Genomic DNA, 17937 nt, shown 5'->3' with positions numbered 1-17937 from the left:
CCAAGGACGACGCGGACTCCAAGGACGACGCGGACTCCAAGGACGACGCGGGCGACGCGGCCAAGGCCGCCGTCACGACGCTGGAGAAGAACGACACCGCGGAGAAGGCCAAGAACGGCTGAGCCGTGTGAACCCGTGCACGGGGCCCCGGACCGACCGGTCCGGGGCCCTACGCATGTGGCCTCACTCGCCGGCCAGCGCCAGCGTCCTCCTGGCCGAGGCCACCACTGCCGCATCGACGAACCGGCCGTCCGGCAGGGCCAGCGCGCCCTCGTCCGTCACGGCCGCCGCCACGATCTCCGCCGCCGCCTCGATCTCCCTCGGCGTCGGGCGGTACGCCCGCTCGATCACCGGGAGCTGGCGGGGATGGATCGCAGCCCGGCCCAGGAAGCCCAGCGCACGGCCGTGCGCGCAGGACGCCCACAGGCCGTCCAGGTCCCGGACGTCCGGGAACACCGACTGGGTGGGCGGGGCGAGTCCGGCCGCGCGGGCGGCGACCACCACCCGGCTGCGCGACCAGTCGAGCCCGGCGTCCTCCCGTACCCCCAGATCGGCCCGGAGGTCCGCCTCGCCGAGGGCGATGGAGCGCACCTGGGGATGGGAGGCGGCGACCGAGTACGCGTGCTCGATGCCGAGTGCCGACTCCAGCAGCGGACAGAGCGCGACGCCCGGCGCCACGGCCGCGATGTGATGGACGGACGCCGCATGCGTGATCTTGGGCAGCCGCAGCCCGGCGAGGCCCGGCAGCCCGGCCAGGGCGAGGACGTCCGCCTCGGTGTGGACCCGGACATTGAACGGCACGGCCGCGTCCCCGGCCGCTTCGGACAACAGTTCGGCGGTGGCCGAGCGCGCGTACTCCTTGCGGTCCGGCGCCACCGCGTCCTCCAGGTCCACGATCACCACGTCCGCGCCCGAATCCCGCGCCTTGCGCACCACCTCCGGCCGGTCCCCGGGGACGTACAGCCAGGTGAGCGGGACCGCCGCCGTCACAGCACCCGCTCCGCCCGCAGCGCGGCGATCTCCGGGGCCGACAGCCCCAGCCCGGTCAGGATCTCCTCGGTGTCCGCGCCGTGCGGCCGGCCCGCCCAGCGGATCGCGCCCGGCGTCGCCGAGAGGCGGAAGAGCACGTTCTGCATCCTCAGCGGACCCAGCTCCGGGTCGTCGACCTCGGTGACGGAGTCCAGCGCCCGGTACTGCGGGTCCTCCATCACGTCCTGGACGTCGTGGATCGGTGCGATGGCCGCCTCCGCCTTCTCGAAGGCCGAGACCGCCTCCTCCCGGGTGTGCCGGGCGATCCAGTTGCCGACCGCCTCGTCGAGCTCGTCGGCGTGCTCGGCTCGGGTGGTGCCGGAGGCGAACCACGGCTCGTCGATCAGCTCGGCCCGGCCGACCAGGCGCATCACCCGCTCCGCGATCGACTGCGCGGAGGTGGAGACCGCCACCCAGTGCCCGTCCGAGGTGCGGTACGTGTTGCGCGGGGCGTTGTTCCGGGAGCGGTTGCCGGTGCGCGGCTGTACGTAGCCGAGCTGGTCGTACCAGATGGGCTGCGGGCCGAGCACGGTCAGGATCGGCTCGATGATCGCCATGTCGACGATCTGCCCCTGACCGGTGCGCTCGCGCCCGGCGAGCGCGGCCATCACGGCGTACGCGGTGGCCAGCGCCGCGATCGAGTCGGCGAGCCCGAACGGCGGCAGCGTGGGCGGCCCGTCCGGCTCCCCGGTGATCGCGGCGAACCCGCTCATCGCCTCGGCCAGGGTGCCGAAGCCGGGGCGGTGTGCGTACGGGCCGAACTGCCCGAAACCGGTGACCCTGACCAGGACCAGCCGCGGGTTGACCGCGTGCAGATCCGGCCAGCCCAGACCCCAGCGCTCCAGCGTGCCCGGACGGAAGTTCTCGATGATCACATCGGTCCCGGCGGCCAGCCGGAGCAGTACGTCACGGCCGCCGGGGGTGGACAGGTCGAGGGTCAGATTGCGCTTGTTGCGGCCGAGCAGCTTCCACCACAGGCCGACGCCGTCCTTCGTGGGGCCGTGCCCGCGCGAGGGGTCGGGCCTGCGCGGATGCTCGACCTTGATCACCTCGGCGCCGAAGTCGCCGAGCATGGTGGCGGAGAGCGGACCGGCGAAGAGCGTGGCGAGGTCGACGACCCGCAGCCCGGTCAGGGGGGCCTGCGCGGGCGCGGTCATGCGGCGTCGATCTCGGTGCGGTACGGCATGGAGGTCGAGGCGCCCGGCCGCTGGACGCAGAGCGCGGCGGCCGAGGACGCCCAGGCCAGCGACTCCGGTACGGGGCGTCGCTCGCCGAGCGCGACGGCGAGCGTGCCGACGAAGGTGTCGCCCGCCCCCGTGGTGTCGACGGCGGTGACCTCGGGGGCGGGGAAGATCACGGGCTCGCCGCCCCGGGCCGCGTACAGGCAGCCCTTCGCGCCGAGCGTGACGATCACCGCGGGGACCTGGCTGAGCAGATGGCGCGCCGCCGCACGGGGGTCGGTGAAGCCGGTCAGCGCGGCCGCCTCGTGCTCATTGGGGATCAACAGATCGACGCAGTCCAGGAGTTCGGCGGGCAGGGGCTGCACGGGGGAGGGGGCGAGGATGGTGCGTACGCCCTGGGCGTGGGCCACCCGTGCGCCCTCGATCACCGCGGACAGCGGCAGCTCCAGCTGGAGCAGCAGTAGATCGGCGCCCGCGATGGCGGCCATCTCGCCGGGGCCGAGAGCGGTGACGGTGCCGTTGGCGCCGGGGACCACCACGATGGAGTTGGCGCCCGTGTCGTCGACGACGATGTGCGCAATGCCGCTGGGGCCCTCGGCGGTGTGCAGCAGATCGGTGTCGAGGCCCGCGTGCTCCAGACCGGCCCGGAGCTGCGCGCCGTACGCGTCGTCGCCCACCGCGCCGATCATCGTCACATCGCCGCCCGCGCGGGCGGCGGCGACGGCCTGGTTGGCGCCCTTGCCGCCGGGGACGGTGCGGAACTCCCGCCCGGTGACGGTCTCTCCGGGCTCCGGAGCCCGTGCGACGTACGCGACGAGGTCCATATTGGTGCTGCCGAGCACCGCGATGCGGGTCATGGGCACAGCGCCTCCTTCTGGGTGAGCCGGTGGGTCTGTTCGGCCAGTTCGTCGAAGCCGATGGAGTCGAAACCGGGGACGGACGAGGCGAGACGGTTCTTCAGCGGGGTGGTCCAGCGGTCGGGCAGCAGCGAAGGGGCCCCGGCCAGCAGCCCGGCGAGCGAACCGGCGGTCGCGCCGTTGGAGTCGGTGTCCCAGCCGCCCGACACCGCGCGGCAGATGGAGAGCGAGAAGTCGCCGTCGGCATGGGTGAGGGCGGCGGCGAGCAGCGCGGCGTTGGGCAGCACATGGACCCAGTGGTACCTGCCGTACTCGGCGTGCAGCCGGTCGGCCACCGTGTCGAAACCGGCGCTGCTCCGGGCCGTCTCGACACCGAGGAGCACCGCGTGCGCGAACCGCGAACGCGGCGGTACGACCCGCAGCCCGGCGGCGAGGCACGCGTGCACATCGCTCTCGCCCCCGGCCGCCTCGGCGAGCGCCGCGGCGGTGAACATCGCCCCGTACACCCCGTTGGCGGTGTGGCTGAGCACGGCGTCCCGGTGCGCCTGCTCGGCCGCGGCCGAGGGGTCGCCGGGATGGGTCCAGCCGTGCACATCGGCCCGGATCTGCGCGCCGATCCACTCCCGGAACGGGTTGCGGCAGCGGGCGGTGTGCGGGGGCTCGATGCCGTCCAGCAGATTGCGGTACGCGATCCGCTCGGCGGTGAAGGTCCGGCCGGCCGGCAGCTCGTCGAGCCAGAGCCTCGCGAGATCCCCGGTGGTGAAGGACGGGCCGTACCGCTGGAGCAACAGCACAGTGAGCAAGGGGTAGTTGAGGTCGTCGTCCTCGGGCATGCCGTCGATGTTCTCGGCCAGCGAGTTGGGTGCGGAGCGGCGGTTCCAGGGGTAGGTGGCGGCCAGTGGGGCGGGCAGGTTCTCGGCGGTGAACCAGGTGGTGAGCGGCCAGTTGCCGGTGGCGCGGGCCAGGGCGCGGATGCCGTCCAGCGGCAGCTTCTCGACGGGCTTGCCGAGCAGACAGCCGGCCGCCCGGCCCAGCCAGGCGGCGTGCAGCCGGTCCCGGCTCACCGGCGGCGCGTCGGGGCGGGGCGCCGGCCAGTCCGGGCACGCGGCCCGGATCGCGGCCAGCTCCGTCGGTTCGTCCTTCTCCAACGGCGATTCCAGCAGGGCGAGTTCATCGAGCAGTCGCTCCGCGAGGGTGCGCAGCTCCGGTGCCGGAGGTGTGGAGGCGCCCGCGCGCTCCGGGGCGGGGGCGCCGCCCGCCTCGTACCACCGGCGTGCGACGGCCCGTGCGTCCCGCCCGTCCTCGGCCGCCTGCCGCAGTTCGTGCCCGACGAGGTCCTCGGGCTGCACCCATGTCACCCGTACGGTCATGGCGTACCCGCCAGCGCGGCGAACGCCGACTCGTGCGCGCGGCGCCGGGACGTGTCCCGTACGAACACCTCGCGGGCGACGTCCGCCAGGGTCTGCGCGGGTGCGTGCAGATCGAGGCGGCTGGCCTCGGCGACCGTTTTCACCCAGGTGGCGGGGATCGCCCGTTCACCGTGGAGCGCGCCCGCGACGGCGCCGCTCATCGTGGCGATCGAGTCGCAGTCCCGGCCGTAATTGACCGAGCCGAGGACCGTGTGCCGGTAGTCGCCGTCCGCGACGAGCAACATCCCGAGCGCGATCGGCAGCTCCTCGACGGCATGCAGCCGCGACGGCCGGCGGGCGCCGAGGGACGGGGCGCGGTAGTCGGGGCCGACCGTGTCGAAGGGGGCGACCGCGGCACGCAGCGGGGTCAGCGCCGACTCGAAGTCGCTGTGTCCGGCGGCCACTTCGCACACCGCCTCGATCGCCGACCGGGTGCCGTCCTTGGCGAGCGCCAGACAGGTGTCGACGACGCTCGTGGGGGTCGCGCCCGGGGCGCAGGCGGCGGCGACGGCCGCCGCGAAGACCCCGGCCGCCTCCCTCCCGTAGCTCGACTGGTGGGCACCGGCGACATCCAGCGCCTCGGCGTACGCGGCCTCCGGGTGGGCGGCGTTGACCAGGCCGACCGGGGCCATGTACATCGCCGCACCGCAGTTGACGATGTTCCCGTTGCCGGCCTCGCGCGGATCGACATGGCCGTAGTGCAGCCGGGCGACGATCCACTTCTCGGCGAGGAAGATCCGCTGGAGCGGCAGCGCCTCTGCCTCCAGCTCCGGGATCCAGCGGGGGCCCGAGATCAGCTCGGGCACGAGATGCCCGGCGACCGCGTAGGCGTCGAGATGGTCCCGCACCGCGCCGTACACCCGCACCAGCGCATGGGTCATCAGGGTGTCGTCGGTGACGTGCCCGTCTCCCTTGTGGTACGGGGCGATGGGGCGCGCGGTACGCCAGTTCTCGCCGTCCCACGGGCCCACGACGCCGTCGATCCGCCCGCCGTGACGGGCCACGATCTGCTCGGGGGACCGGCCCTCCACCGGACCGCCGAGCGCGTCGCCGACCGCGGCGCCGACGAGTGCGCCCGTGATCCGTTCATCGAGTGTGAGTGTCGTGGGTCCGGCCTCGGGCCGCAGGGGCATCGTGGATGTCATGTCCGAATTGTCCACCCGTCGGGGGCTTCGGTTCCGTGTCTGCCAGCAGCCCGGCGAGTTCGATGAGATCGGTCCCCGCGAGCCGGGGCAGCGCACAGCCCGCGAGGGTGCGGCAGGCCTCGCGCCAGCCGTCCGGGACGGCACCGATTCCGCCGAGCGCACCGGTCAGCGCTCCTGCCAGCGCGGGCGCCGAGTCGGCCACCCGCGACAGGCAGGCGGCGGCGGGAACGGCCTGGGCGATCTGGCCGCGGGCGGCGGTGGCCAGGGCGAGAGCGACCGGGACGGTCTCGGCGGCGGCGATCCCGTAGCTGTAGACATGGTCGACGATCTGATGCTCCAGCACCGGCACCAGGGCGAAGGCGCCCGCCGCCTCGCCGACGAAGTCACGGGCGATCCGGACGGCGTGGGCGGCGTTGCGGGCGATCTCGGTGCCGTCGGGGAGCTGGGCGAGCGCGGCGTTCACCGCGGTGTCCACGTCCGCGCCGCCGAGCGCCTCGGCGATCGCCGCCGCCATCGCGCGGGCCCCGTGGACCCCGTCGCCGTCCTGGGTGTAGCGCGCGTCGAACTCGGCGAGGTCGGCGGCGGCGGCGGGGTCCGCGGGGTGGGCGACAGCGAGCACGGCGGCCCGTACGCAGGCCGCGTCGTCGAAGTAGTGCGGGTTGTCGTGGCCGGTGGCGGGCGGGCGCAGCCCGGCGGCGAGATTGCCGAGTCCGGCCCGTACCGAGATCCGGGCACGCAGCGGGAGCACCGCGGATTCGACCTCGGGGGCACGGGCGGCGGCCGCGGCGACCTCGGCCGCCAGGGCGTTCCAGGCGACATCGACGGCGGCCCGCATCCGGCGTCCGGGGGAGAGCCCGTGCAGCGGACCGGCCGCAGAGGTGAGCAGGGTCCCGGCGGCGAAGGCCGCCCATTCGGCATCGTCGGAGGGCCCCAGCCGCAGCGGCTCGGGCGGCTGGTTGAGCGCGATGGGGACGGGCAGCGTGGTCGTGGCGTTCTGCTCGGCGAAGGTGTCGAGCTCCCGGGTGAGCCGCCGGGTCCACTCGGGCATCCGGGCCGCCCGGTGCCGTGCGGCGGGCCACCCGGCGGCGTCCCCGGCGGCGAGCCCGAGCAACAGCCCCTCGATCCGGGCCCGGTGCCCGGCGCCGGAGCGGGTACGGGGACGGGCGGCCGGGGACGCGGGGGCGCGAGGGGCGTCGGCGTCCGCAGGCCGCGCGTGGCGCGTGACCGCGTCCGCAGGTGAAAGGTGCCCGGCCGGGGCCTCGTCGTCGGTGCGGCCGGCGCCGCGCGGCGTGGCGTTCTCGTACGCCCCGCCCGCCTCGTACACCCCACCCGCGTCGTCGGCCTCGTCCGGGGTGAGCAACTCCGCGATGTCCAGCACGTGATGGCCCCGCATGGTCGGCAGGCAGCTGCCCCGGACCGGGCCGATCGCGTCGCCCCATTGCGGCGGGATCGCGGACTCCCCGTTCAGGGCACCGGCCAGGGCCCCCGCCACCGCGGCCGTGGTATCAGCGTCGCGGCCCATGTTGACCGCGGTCAGCACCGCCGTACGGAAGTCGCCGCGCGCCGCCGCGAACGCCCCGAAGGCCAGGCCCACCGCCTCGGGCGCCAGGTCCGTCCACGGGTAGCCGCCGATCACCACCGCTGAGCGCACCGCGCGTTCCATGGTGAGCCGGTCGGGGTGGGCGCGCTGCGCGGCGGCCACCGCGCGCCGCAGCGAACGCGCCGTCCAGGAGTCCATGGGGACGACCGACAGCGCGGCGGCGATCACCGACGCGACCCCGGCACCCGTCATCGCGGCGGCCACCCCGGCCGCCACCGCCTGGCCGCCGTAGATGCCCTCCCCGTCATGGCTGACCCGCCCGTCCACCGCGACCAGCCGCGCCGCCTCGTCCGGCCGGCCCGCCGCGAAGACCCCGAACGGTGCCGCTCTCATCGCCAGGCCGTCGCTCCAGGCGTGCCGGTGCTGGGCGGAGATCGGGGCGGCGAGCCCCCGGCGCAGATTCTCCAGCGTCCCCCGTTCGCTGAACCCGGCACCGCGGAACTGCCCCTCGTCGAGATCGGCGATCCACAGATGCCAGGCCCGCTCCACATGCGTGACGGTCAGCGCGGAGCCGTGCCGGGCGAGCAGCAGCCCGGAGAAGATCGCGTACTCCGTGTCGTCGGTGCCCGCGGGGTCGTCGCTCACGAAGCCCTCGATCCGGCCCCAGCGGCGGCGGATCTCCGACGGCCGCAGATTCTCCGCCGGCGCGCCCAGCGCGTCCCCGACGGCGAGACCGAGCAGGCAGCCGCGGGCCCGGTCGGCGAGATCTCCCCGGGGCAGCTCGGGCCGGCCGGTGCCGCCTGCCCGCGGCTTCGCCGGATCTCCTGTGATCAACTCCATCGCGTCGACCCTTCGCTCGCGCCGAGCCAGTTCTCGTACTCCCTCGATCTGTGCCACGCGGAGCCCCGACAGAGGCCGACAATCACAACAAAAGGGCCAGTCGGATGAAGAGTCAGAACCAGCAAGGAAGGCCGTACTTACCTGCTCACGGAGGGTGGTAAGTACGGCCTGCCTTGCTGGCGGGGGCCGTTTTTCGTGCGTACTTTCGATGGTGTCGAGCGGGGGCGGGGCGAGTGGATTCCGCCGCCGGAGAAGGGGAGAGCCGTGTCCATCATCGAGACCGACGCCGTACTGCACGAAGCACACCGCGACAACCACACCCACCGTGACGTGAACGGCGGCTGGCTGCGTCCGGCGGTTTTCGGTGCCATGGACGGGCTGGTCTCCAACCTCGCACTGATGACCGGCGTCGCGGGCGGCTCGGTCTCCCAGCAGACGATCGTGATCACCGGTCTGGCGGGCCTGGCCGCCGGTGCGTTCTCCATGGCGGCCGGCGAATACACCTCCGTGGCCTCGCAGCGCGAGCTCGTCGAGGCCGAACTCGACGTGGAGCGGCGGGAGTTGCGCAAACACCCCAACGACGAGGAGCGGGAGCTCGCCGAGCTCTACGAGTCCCGCGGTGTGGAGCCCGAGCTCGCCCGCGAGGTCGCGCGGCAGCTGTCGCGCGACCCGGAGCAGGCCCTGGAGATACACGCCCGCGAGGAGCTGGGCATCGACCCCGGCGATCTGCCCTCGCCGCTCGTCGCCGCGGTGTCGTCGTTCGGCGCCTTCGCGCTGGGCGCCCTGCTGCCCGTGCTGCCGTATCTGCTCGGGGCGAGCGCACTGTGGCCGGCCGTGCTGCTCGCACTGGTCGGGCTGTTCGCCTGCGGCGCGGTGGTGGCCAGGGTGACGGCCCGCAGCTGGCTGTACAGCGGACTGCGTCAGCTGGCGCTGGGCGGGGCCGCGGCGGCCCTCACCTACGGTCTGGGCACGCTGTTCGGCGTGGCCGTCGGGAGCTGACCCCGCGAAGGTCCGGGCACCCATTCCCGCAGGCGGGCATGGGTGCCCGTCACGTGTCCGCCATCCGTGTGACGTACGTCTTGGTGACTGCCACTGGGCGGAACAGCCCCCGCAGGCGTAAAATGAGTCCCTATGCAGGGCTACACATAAGTAGCCATTACCTGGCGGTTTCATTTCCTTTGCCGCCGGGCAAGCCGTAGACACCGCGGGCAACGACGCCTGCTCTCTGCGGTCCCCCCCCGGGCGCCGATCCTCCGACTGCGACCCATCCCCACCGCCTCGGGCGGTGTCCGTATGTTGGAACGAACTATCCGCTTCTTGAGAAGCGCCCCATTATGTATAACCTGCACGAAATTTCGCAGAGGGCCAACGTCGTCCCTCGGCACTGCATATGCCACGACGACGACGGGAGAGCCGATGCGCATCCACGCCTGGTCGCCCATGGACGGTCGCCCCGCCCAGCAGGGGATGTACGACCCCCGTAACGAGCACGACGCCTGTGGTGTCGGGTTCGTGGCCACTCTGACCGGTGTGGCCAGCCATGAGCTGGTCGAGCAGGCGCTGACCGTACTGCGCAATCTCGAACACCGCGGTGCCACCGGATCCGAGCCCGACTCCGGCGACGGCGCCGGGATCCTCCTCCAGGTGCCGGACGCCTTCCTGCGCGAAGACACCGCCTTCGACCTCCCCGAGGCCGGCGGCTACGCCGTCGGAATCGCCTTCCTGCCCGCCGACGACTCAACCGAGGCCGTCCGCAAGCTGGAGAAGATCGCCACCGAGGAGGGCCTGAAGGTCCTCGGCTGGCGCCAGGTCCCCGTCACCCCCGGCATCCTCGGCAAGGGCGCCCGCGCCACCATGCCCGAGTTCCGGCAGCTCTTCGTGGCGGACGGCGAGAACACCGGCATCGCCCTCGACCGCAAGGCCTTCGTGCTGCGCAAGCGCGCCGAGCGGGAGGCCGGGGTGTACTTCCCCTCGCTCTCCGCCCGCACGATCGTCTACAAGGGCATGCTCACCACCGGGCAGCTGGAGCCGTTCTTCCCGGACCTCTCCGACCGTCGCTTCGCCACCGCGGTCGCCCTGGTCCACTCGCGGTTCTCCACCAACACCTTCCCGAGCTGGCCGCTCGCCCACCCGTACCGCTTCGTCGCGCACAACGGCGAGATCAACACGGTCAAGGGCAACCGCAACTGGATGAAGGCCCGCGAGTCCCAGCTCGCGTCGAGCCTCTTCGGGGACGCCCAGCTCGACCGGATCTTCCCCGTCTGCACCCCCGACGCCTCCGACTCCGCCTCCTTCGACGAGGTCCTGGAGCTGCTCCACCTCGGTGGCCGTTCGCTGCCGCACTCGGTGCTGATGATGGTTCCCGAGGCGTGGGAGAACCATGACTCGATGGACCCGGCCCGCCGCGCCTTCTACCAGTACCACTCCACGATGATGGAGCCCTGGGACGGCCCGGCCTGCGTCACCTTCACCGACGGCACCCAGGTCGGCGCGGTCCTGGACCGCAACGGTCTGCGCCCAGGCCGCTACTGGGTCACCGACGACGGCCTCGTCGTGCTCTCCTCCGAGGTCGGTGTCCTGGACATCGACCCCGCGAAGGTCGTCCGCAAGGGCCGCCTCCAGCCCGGGAAGATGTTCCTCGTCGACACGGCCGAGGGCCGCATCATCGAGGACGACGAGATCAAGGCCGCCCTCGCCGCGGAGCAGCCCTACGAGGAGTGGCTGGAGACCGGCGAGATCGAGCTGGAGGACCTCCCCGAGCGGGAGCACATCGTGCACACGCACGCCTCCGTCACCCGCCGCCAGCAGACCTTCGGCTACACCGAGGAAGAGCTCCGCGTCATCCTCGCGCCGATGGCCCGCACCGCCGGCGAGCCGCTCGGCTCCATGGGCACGGACTCGCCGATCGCCGCGCTCTCCGAGCGCCCCCGGCTGCTCTTCGACTACTTCACCCAGCTGTTCGCGCAGGTCACCAACCCGCCGCTGGACGCCATCCGCGAGGAACTCGTCACCTCGCTGCGCTCCACGCTGGGCCCGTCGGGCAACCTGCTGGAGCCGACCGCCGCGTCGTGCCGCAGCGTCACGCTGCCGTTCCCGGTGATCGACAACGACGAGCTGGCCAAGCTGATACACATCAACGCCGACGGCGACATGCCGGGCATGAAGGCCGCCACGCTCTCCGGCCTCTACCGGGTCGGCGGCGGCGGCGAAGCCCTCGCCGCGCGGATCGGGCAGATCTGCGCCGAGGTCGACGCCGCCATAGAGGACGGCGCCCGCCTGGTCGTCCTCTCCGACCGGCACTCCGACGCCGAGCACGCCCCGATCCCGTCGCTGCTGCTCACCTCGTCCGTCCACCACCACCTCATCCGCACCAAGCAGCGCACCCAGGTGGGTCTGCTGGTCGAGGCCGGGGACGTCCGCGAGGTCCATCACGTCGCGCTGCTCATCGGCTACGGCGCCGCCGCGGTCAACCCGTACCTGGCGATGGAGTCCGTCGAGGACCTGGTCCGCGCCGGTACGTTCATCGAGGGCATCGAGCCCGAGAAGGCCATCCGGAACCTGATCTACGCGCTCGGCAAGGGTGTCCTGAAGGTCATGTCCAAGATGGGCATCTCGACGGTCGCCTCCTACCGGGGCGCCCAGGTCTTCGAGGCCGTCGGCCTGGACGAGGAATTCGTCGCGAAGTACTTCAACGGCACCGCCACCAAGATCGGCGGCGCCGGCCTCGACGTCATCGCCAAGGAGGTCGCCGCCCGGCACGCCAAGGGCTACCCCGCCTCCGGCATCTCCGCCTCGCACCGCGCGCTGGAGATCGGCGGCGAGTACCAGTGGCGCCGCGAGGGCGAGCCGCACCTGTTCGACCCGGAGACGGTCTTCCGCCTCCAGCACGCCACACGCAACAAGCGCTACGACATCTTCAAGAAGTACACCGACCGGGTGAACGAGCAGTCCGAGCGGCTGATGACGCTCCGTGGTCTGTTCGGCTTCAGGCCGGACCGCGAGCCGATCTCCATCGACGAGGTCGAGTCCGTCTCCGACATCGTCAAGCGTTTCTCCACCGGCGCCATGTCGTACGGCTCGATCTCCCGCGAGGCGCACGAGACCCTCGCCATCGCCATGAACCAGCTGGGCGGCAAGTCCAACACCGGTGAGGGCGGCGAGGACGCCGACCGGCTCTACGACCCGGCGCGCCGCTCGTCCATCAAGCAGGTCGCCTCCGGCCGCTTCGGCGTGACCAGCGAGTACCTGGTCAACGCGGACGACATCCAGATCAAGATGGCGCAGGGCGCCAAGCCCGGCGAGGGCGGCCAGCTGCCCGGCCACAAGGTCTACCCGTGGGTCGCGAAGACCCGGCACTCCACCCCGGGTGTCGGCCTGATCTCACCGCCGCCGCACCACGACATCTACTCCATCGAGGATCTGGCCCAGCTGATCCACGACCTCAAGAACGCCAATCCGGCGGCCCGTATCCACGTGAAGCTGGTCTCCGAGGTCGGGGTCGGCACGGTCGCCGCCGGTGTCTCCAAGGCGCACGCGGACGTCGTCCTGATCTCCGGCCACGACGGCGGCACCGGCGCTTCTCCTCTGACGAGCCTGAAGCACGCGGGCGGCCCCTGGGAGCTCGGCCTCGCCGAGACCCAGCAGACGCTGCTGCTCAACGGCCTGCGCGACCGCATCGTCGTACAGACCGACGGCCAGCTGAAGACCGGCCGCGACGTGGTCATCGCCGCGCTGCTGGGCGCCGAGGAGTTCGGTTTCGCCACCGCGCCGCTCGTCGTCTCCGGCTGCGTCATGATGCGCGTCTGCCACCTGGACACCTGCCCGGTCGGCATCGCCACCCAGAACCCGGTCCTGCGGGACCGCTTCTCCGGCAAGGCCGAGTACGTCGTCAACTTCTTCGAGTTCATCGCCCAGGAGGTCCGCGAGATCCTCGCCGAGCTGGGCTTCCGTACGATCGAAGAGGCCGTCGGCCACGCCGAGCTGCTCGACACCGACCGCGCGGTCACGCACTGGAAGGCGCAGGGCCTCGACCTGAAGCCGCTGTTCCACGTCCCCGAGCTGCCCGAGGGCGCGGTCCGCCACCAGCGGATCGAGCAGGACCACGGCCTGGCCAAGGCCCTCGACAACGAGCTGATCAGGCTCGCCGCCGACGCCCTGAACGCGGACAGCGCCGAGACCGCCCAGCCGGTCCGGGCCCAGATCGCGATCCGCAACATCAACCGGACCGTCGGCACCATGCTCGGCCACGAGGTGACGAAGAAGTTCGGCGGCGCAGGCCTGCCGCAGGACACCATCGACATCACCTTCACCGGTTCCGCCGGCCAGTCCTTCGGCGCGTTCGTACCGAGCGGTGTGACGCTGCGCCTGGAGGGCGACGCCAACGACTACGTCGGCAAGGGCCTCTCCGGAGGCCGGGTCGTCGTCCGCCCGGACCGCGGCGCCGACCACCTCGCCGAGTACTCCACCATCGCGGGCAACACCATCGCCTACGGCGCCACCGGCGGCGAGCTGTTCCTGCGCGGCCGCACCGGTGAGCGGTTCTGCGTCCGCAACTCCGGCGCCACGGTCGTCTCGGAGGGCGTGGGCGACCACGGCTGCGAGTACATGACCGGCGGCCACGCCGTCGTCCTCGGCGAGACCGGACGCAACTTCGCCGCGGGCATGTCGGGCGGTGTCGCCTACGTCGTCGACCTGAACCGCGACAACGTCAACGTCGGCAACCTCGGCGCCATCGAGGCCCCCTCCGACACCGACAAGCAGTGGCTGCACGACGTGGTGCGCCGCCACCAGGAGGAGACCGGATCCACGGTCGCCGAGAAGCTGCTTGCCGAGTGGGACACCGCCGTGACCCGCTTCAGCAAGATCATCCCGTCCACCTACAAGGCAGTGCTCGCCGCCAAGGACGCCGCTGAGCTCGCCGGTCTCTCCGAGCAGGAGACCACCGAGAAGATGATGGAGGCGGCGACCAATGGCTGACCCCAAGGGCTTCCTGACCACCGGGCGCGAGGTCGCCGAGACCCGCCCCGTGGGCGAGCGCGTCAAGGACTGGAACGAGGTCTACGTTCCGGGCTCGCTGCTCCCGATCATCAGCAAGCAGGCCGGCCGCTGCATGGACTGCGGCATCCCGTTCTGCCACAACGGCTGCCCGCTCGGAAACCTCATCCCCGAGTGGAACGACTACGCCTACCGCGAGGACTGGTCGGCCGCGTCCGAGCGCCTGCACGCCACGAACAACTTCCCGGAGTTCACCGGGCGGCTCTGCCCGGCCCCGTGCGAGTCGGCGTGCGTGCTCGGCATCAACCAGGCGGCCGTCACCATCAAGAACGTCGAGGTCTCCATCATCGACAAGGCGTGGGGCAACGGTGACGTCACCCCGCAGCCGCCCGAGCGGCTCTCCGGCAAGACCGTCGCCGTCATCGGCTCGGGCCCGGCGGGTCTCGCCGCCGCCCAGCAGCTGACCCGGGCCGGCCACACCGTCGCCGTCTACGAGCGCGCGGACCGCATCGGAGGCCTTCTCCGGTACGGCATCCCCGAGTTCAAGATGGAGAAGTCGCACATCAACCGCCGCATCGAGCAGATGCGCGCGGAAGGCACCAAGTTCCGCACCGAGACGGAGATCGGCCGGGACATCGACGCCGCCAAGCTCCGCCGCCGGTACGACGCGGTCGTCATCGCCGCGGGTGCCACCGTCTCGCGCGATCTGCCCGTCCCGGGCCGTGAGCTGAACGGCGTGCACTTCGCCATGGAGTACCTGCCGCTGGCCAACAAGGTGCAGGAGGGCGACCTGACGGTCGCCCCGATCACCGCCGAGGGCAAGCACGTCGTCGTGATCGGCGGCGGCGACACCGGAGCCGACTGCGTCGGCACCGCCCACCGCCAGGGCGCGCTCTCCGTCACCCAGCTGGAGATCATGCCCAGGCCCGGCGAGGACCGGAACGCCGGCCAGCCCTGGCCGACGTTCCCCATGCTCTACAAGGTCACCTCCGCGCACGAGGAGGGCGGCGAGAGGCTCTACTCCGTCTCCACCACCCACTTCGAGGGCGACGAGAACGGCGACGTCCAGTCGCTGCACCTGGCCGAGGTGGAGTTCAAGGACGGCAAGCTGGAACAGAAGCCCGGCACCGAGCGGAGCATCCCCGCTCAGCTGGTCACCCTCGCCATGGGCTTCACCGGTACCGACCAGGCCAACGGTCTGGTCCAGCAGTTCGGCCTGGAGCTCGACGAGCGCGGCAACGTCGCGCGCGACGCGGACTTCGCCACCAACGTCGACGGGGTCTTCGTCGCCGGCGACGCCGGCCGCGGCCAGTCCCTCATCGTGTGGGCCATCGCCGAGGGCCGTTCCGCGGCACGCGGGGTGGACCGCTACCTGACCGGGGCCAGCGCACTGCCGGCCCCGATCCGCCCGACGGACCGCGCACTGACGGTCTGATCACGGCACACGAAGACGTCCCGCACAACGGCGTGCGGAACCGAACGCGGCGCCTGCCCGTCCCCGACCGGACGATTCGGCAGGCGCCGCGGCGCGTCCGGGGCCGGCCTTGCCGACCCCGGCTCAGCCGGTCAGCGCGGAGGTCTTGAGCACCACCAGCAGCACCAGCACGGCGAACACCACCACACCCGCGGCGGCCTGGACCGTCGTACGGCGCTTCGCCGGGGCGTAGGCGTACGCGACGGTGACGATGCCGCCCGTCAGCAGCCCGCCCAGGTGGCCCTGCCACGAGGCGAATCCGGCCGAGATCAGCATCCAGATCAGGAAGCCGGCCATGAACCGGTTCACCGCCCGCATGTCGCGGCCCAGCCGCCGGTTGATGACGTAGAACGCCGCCCCGAGACCGAAGATCGCACCCGAGGCGCCCACCGTGCCCTCCGACGGCGCGATCAGGTACACCAGCACCGAACCGCCCAGCGCGGACAGCAGATACAGCGCGAGATAACGGGCCCGGCCCAGCTGCTCCTCCACGACCCGGCCCAGGTTCCACAGCGCGTACATGTTGAACAGGATGTGCAGCACCCCGAACGGCAGCGGACCGAAGGACGACCCGTCCGGCGGGAGATGGAGAAAGGCCCCGGTCAGCAGCCGGTACCACTCGCCGCCCACCACCCCGACCACCTCGAAACCGGGGAAGTCCCCGGCCTCGTAGACGTACTGGCCGCCATCCGGGCCGGTCAGTCCCGCACCGAGCATCGCGAACCGGTCGATGATCCCCGGACGGATCAACTCGCCCAGGTACGCCGCGATGTTGAGGCCCATCAGCACATACGTGACGAGCGGCACCGCGGACCGTGCGACCGCGCCGCCGAACACCGTGCGTGCCTGCCGGACCGAACGCTGCCCCTCCTTCACGCACTCCACGCAGTGGTGACCGACCGCGGCCTCACGCATGCAGGCGGGGCAGATGAAGCGTTCGCAGCGGGTGCAGCTGACATACGTCTCGTACGAAGGGTGGCGATAACAGGTGGTGACCGCTGCCTCCACGGCAGGCTCCTTCACGTGAGCGGACACGAGCGGCCGGTGGGGACGGCGGCAGATCAAGATAGCGAACGCCGCCCGCCGAAGGCATACCTGAGTGGCTTACGCTCAGGGTTCTGGCATGTCCGACACATCGAGGATCGGAGAAACCGCATGGCCGGCTCGTCCGTCGCCGCCGCAGGTCCGGCCATCAGCCTCCGCAAGATGGAGGAGAGCGCCCCCGCGCTGGTCGGCCTCTACAAGAGCGCCGCGGTCTCGCTGACCAAGCACCGCATGAGCGGCGAGCGTGCCGCGGTGTATCTGGTGCTCGACCACTCCGGCTCCATGCGGGAGTACTACAAGGACGGCAGCGTCCAGGCCCTCGCGGACCGGGTGCTGGGGCTCTGTGCCCATCTGGACGACGACGGCCGCGTCCCCCTCGTCCTCTTCTCCACGGAGGTCGACGCCGTCACCGACATGACCCTGGACAACCACCGCGGCCGGGTCGACGCCATAGTGGCGGGCCTCGGGCACATGGGGAAGACCAGCTACCACCTGGCGATGGACGCCGTCATCGACCACTACATCGACAGCGGCTCCACCGCGCCAGCGCTCGTCGTCTTCCAGACGGACGGCGGCCCGATCAGCAAGCACGCCGCGGAACGCTATCTCTGCAAGGCGGCGAAACTGCCCCTGTTCTGGCAGTTCATCGGCTTCGGCAACAAACGGAGCAACCAGTTCGACTTCCTGCGCAGGCTCGACGAACTGGCCGTACCCGCCAAGCGTGCCGTCGACAACGCCGGCTTCTTCCACGCCGGCCCCGACCCTCGGCAGGTCCCGGACGCCGAGCTGTACGACCGGCTCGTCGCCGAATTCCCGCAGTGGCTGGCCGCGGCCAGGGCCCAGGGGATCGTCAAGTGACGGCGCGGGTGCTGCGGGCGGCCGACCGTACGGCCACGCCCTGGAAGAACGGCGGGGGAGTCACCCGGGAGATCGCGGCACACCCCGAGGGCGCGCCGCTGGACGCCTTCGACTGGCGGGTCAGCCTCGCCGATGTGACCGAGGACGGGCCGTTCTCCGCGTTCCCCGGCGTCGACCGGACCCTGACCGTGGTCGAGGGCGCCGGGATGGACCTCATGGTGGGCGGCGAGCACCACATCGTCGACGAGCCGTACTGGCCGCACGACTTCCCCGGTGACCTGGAGACCGACGGCAGGCTCCTCGGCGGCCCGGTCGTGAACGTCAACGTCATGTGCCGCAGGGGGCGGACGGCCGCGGCGGTCGCGGTGGTGCGCGGCACGGTCCGGCTCGCGGCGCCCCGGGGCGGGGCGGTCCTGGCCGTCGCGCTGGAGGACGGTGCGGTGCTCGACGGCACGGACGTCGAACTCGATCGCTACGACGCGCTGCTGACGCGGGAGGAGACGCCGGGCGTGCTGCGGACCCATGGCTGGGCCCTGCTGATCACCCTGTCGGCCGGATGACGACGG

12 protein-coding genes and 1 pseudogene are annotated in these 17937 nt (G+C 72.1%); 5 read left to right on the top strand and 8 right to left on the bottom strand.

The window, feature by feature from the left end:
• Positions 1-183: 183 nt before the first annotated feature.
• From BT364_RS01235 to BT364_RS39740, 7 genes and pseudogenes are all read right to left on the bottom strand, one after another.
• Complete coding sequence (locus tag BT364_RS01235; protein WP_072483165.1) at positions 184-990, bottom strand: HpcH/HpaI aldolase/citrate lyase family protein; 807 nt, start codon at positions 988-990, stop codon at positions 184-186.
• Complete coding sequence (locus BT364_RS01230) at positions 987-2186, bottom strand: CaiB/BaiF CoA transferase family protein (protein WP_072483164.1); 1200 nt, start codon at positions 2184-2186, stop codon at positions 987-989. Before BT364_RS01230 ends, BT364_RS01235 begins: the two co-directional genes overlap by 4 nt.
• Positions 2183-3067: a ribokinase gene (gene rbsK, locus BT364_RS01225; protein ID WP_072483163.1), complete on the bottom strand. Its 885-nt coding sequence runs from the start codon at positions 3065-3067 to the stop codon at positions 2183-2185. Before rbsK ends, BT364_RS01230 begins: the two co-directional genes overlap by 4 nt.
• Positions 3064-4437 carry an ADP-ribosylglycohydrolase family protein gene (locus BT364_RS01220; RefSeq protein WP_072483162.1) on the bottom strand — a complete coding sequence of 458 codons (1374 nt, stop codon included), beginning with the start codon at positions 4435-4437 and terminating at the stop codon, positions 3064-3066. The genes rbsK and BT364_RS01220 overlap by 4 nt, the downstream gene beginning before the upstream one ends.
• A complete protein-coding gene (locus BT364_RS01215) occupies positions 4434-5621 on the bottom strand; it encodes an ADP-ribosylglycohydrolase family protein (protein ID WP_072483161.1) in 1188 nt (395 codons plus the stop codon). The genes BT364_RS01220 and BT364_RS01215 overlap by 4 nt, the downstream gene beginning before the upstream one ends.
• A complete protein-coding gene (locus BT364_RS39745; RefSeq protein WP_371268075.1) occupies positions 5563-6945 on the bottom strand; it encodes an ADP-ribosylglycohydrolase family protein in 1383 nt (460 codons plus the stop codon). Before BT364_RS39745 ends, BT364_RS01215 begins: the two co-directional genes overlap by 59 nt.
• A 2-nt stretch (positions 6946-6947) precedes the next feature.
• A pseudogene (locus BT364_RS39740) lies at positions 6948-8001 on the bottom strand (ADP-ribosylglycohydrolase family protein); the annotation flags it as partial.
• 264 nt (positions 8002-8265) lie between these two features.
• On the opposite strand from BT364_RS39740, the gene BT364_RS01200 reads away from it, so the two are divergent.
• From BT364_RS01200 to BT364_RS01190, 3 genes are all read left to right on the top strand, one after another.
• On the top strand, positions 8266-9000 hold the full coding sequence (locus tag BT364_RS01200) for a VIT1/CCC1 transporter family protein (RefSeq protein ID WP_072483160.1): 735 nt from the start codon (positions 8266-8268) through the stop codon (positions 8998-9000).
• A gap of 417 nt (positions 9001-9417) precedes the next feature.
• Complete coding sequence (gene gltB, locus BT364_RS01195; protein ID WP_072483159.1) at positions 9418-13977, top strand: glutamate synthase large subunit; 4560 nt, start codon at positions 9418-9420, stop codon at positions 13975-13977.
• Entirely contained in the window at positions 13970-15430 is a 1461-nt protein-coding gene (locus BT364_RS01190; protein ID WP_072483158.1) for a glutamate synthase subunit beta, read from the top strand. The genes gltB and BT364_RS01190 overlap by 8 nt, the downstream gene beginning before the upstream one ends.
• A 123-nt stretch (positions 15431-15553) precedes the next feature.
• Here the strand turns inward: BT364_RS01190 and BT364_RS01185 are convergent, their stop codons facing one another.
• A complete protein-coding gene (locus BT364_RS01185; protein WP_072483157.1) occupies positions 15554-16477 on the bottom strand; it encodes a rhomboid family intramembrane serine protease in 924 nt (307 codons plus the stop codon).
• A gap of 147 nt (positions 16478-16624) precedes the next feature.
• Between BT364_RS01185 and BT364_RS01180 the strand changes: the two genes are divergently transcribed.
• A complete protein-coding gene (locus BT364_RS01180; protein WP_072483156.1) occupies positions 16625-17371 on the top strand; it encodes a vWA domain-containing protein in 747 nt (248 codons plus the stop codon).
• A complete protein-coding gene (locus tag BT364_RS01175; protein WP_072483155.1) occupies positions 17368-17931 on the top strand; it encodes a HutD/Ves family protein in 564 nt (187 codons plus the stop codon). The genes BT364_RS01180 and BT364_RS01175 overlap by 4 nt, the downstream gene beginning before the upstream one ends.
• The last annotated feature ends 6 nt before the right edge of the window (positions 17932-17937 follow it).

It is taken from the genome of Streptomyces atratus (assembly GCF_900119365.1).
Lineage (GTDB): Bacteria > Actinomycetota > Actinomycetes > Streptomycetales > Streptomycetaceae > Streptomyces > Streptomyces atratus_B.
This window is presented reverse-complemented; position numbering and strand designations above follow the sequence as displayed.

What these genes read in the sequence shown, in the direction of transcription:
- BT364_RS01215 (WP_072483161.1), bottom strand. Translation starts at nt 5,621, where the DNA reads ATGACATCCACGATGCCCCTGCGGCCCGAGGCCGGACCCACGACACTC.
- rbsK (WP_072483163.1), bottom strand. Translation starts at nt 3,067, where the DNA reads ATGACCCGCATCGCGGTGCTCGGCAGCACCAATATGGACCTCGTCGCG.
- BT364_RS01190 (WP_072483158.1), top strand. Translation starts at nt 13,970, where the DNA reads ATGGCTGACCCCAAGGGCTTCCTGACCACCGGGCGCGAGGTCGCCGAG.
- BT364_RS01220 (WP_072483162.1), bottom strand. Translation starts at nt 4,437, where the DNA reads ATGACCGTACGGGTGACATGGGTGCAGCCCGAGGACCTCGTCGGGCAC.
- BT364_RS01230 (WP_072483164.1), bottom strand. Translation starts at nt 2,186, where the DNA reads ATGACCGCGCCCGCGCAGGCCCCCCTGACCGGGCTGCGGGTCGTCGAC.
- BT364_RS01180 (WP_072483156.1), top strand. Translation starts at nt 16,625, where the DNA reads ATGGCCGGCTCGTCCGTCGCCGCCGCAGGTCCGGCCATCAGCCTCCGC.
- gltB (WP_072483159.1), top strand. Translation starts at nt 9,418, where the DNA reads ATGCGCATCCACGCCTGGTCGCCCATGGACGGTCGCCCCGCCCAGCAG.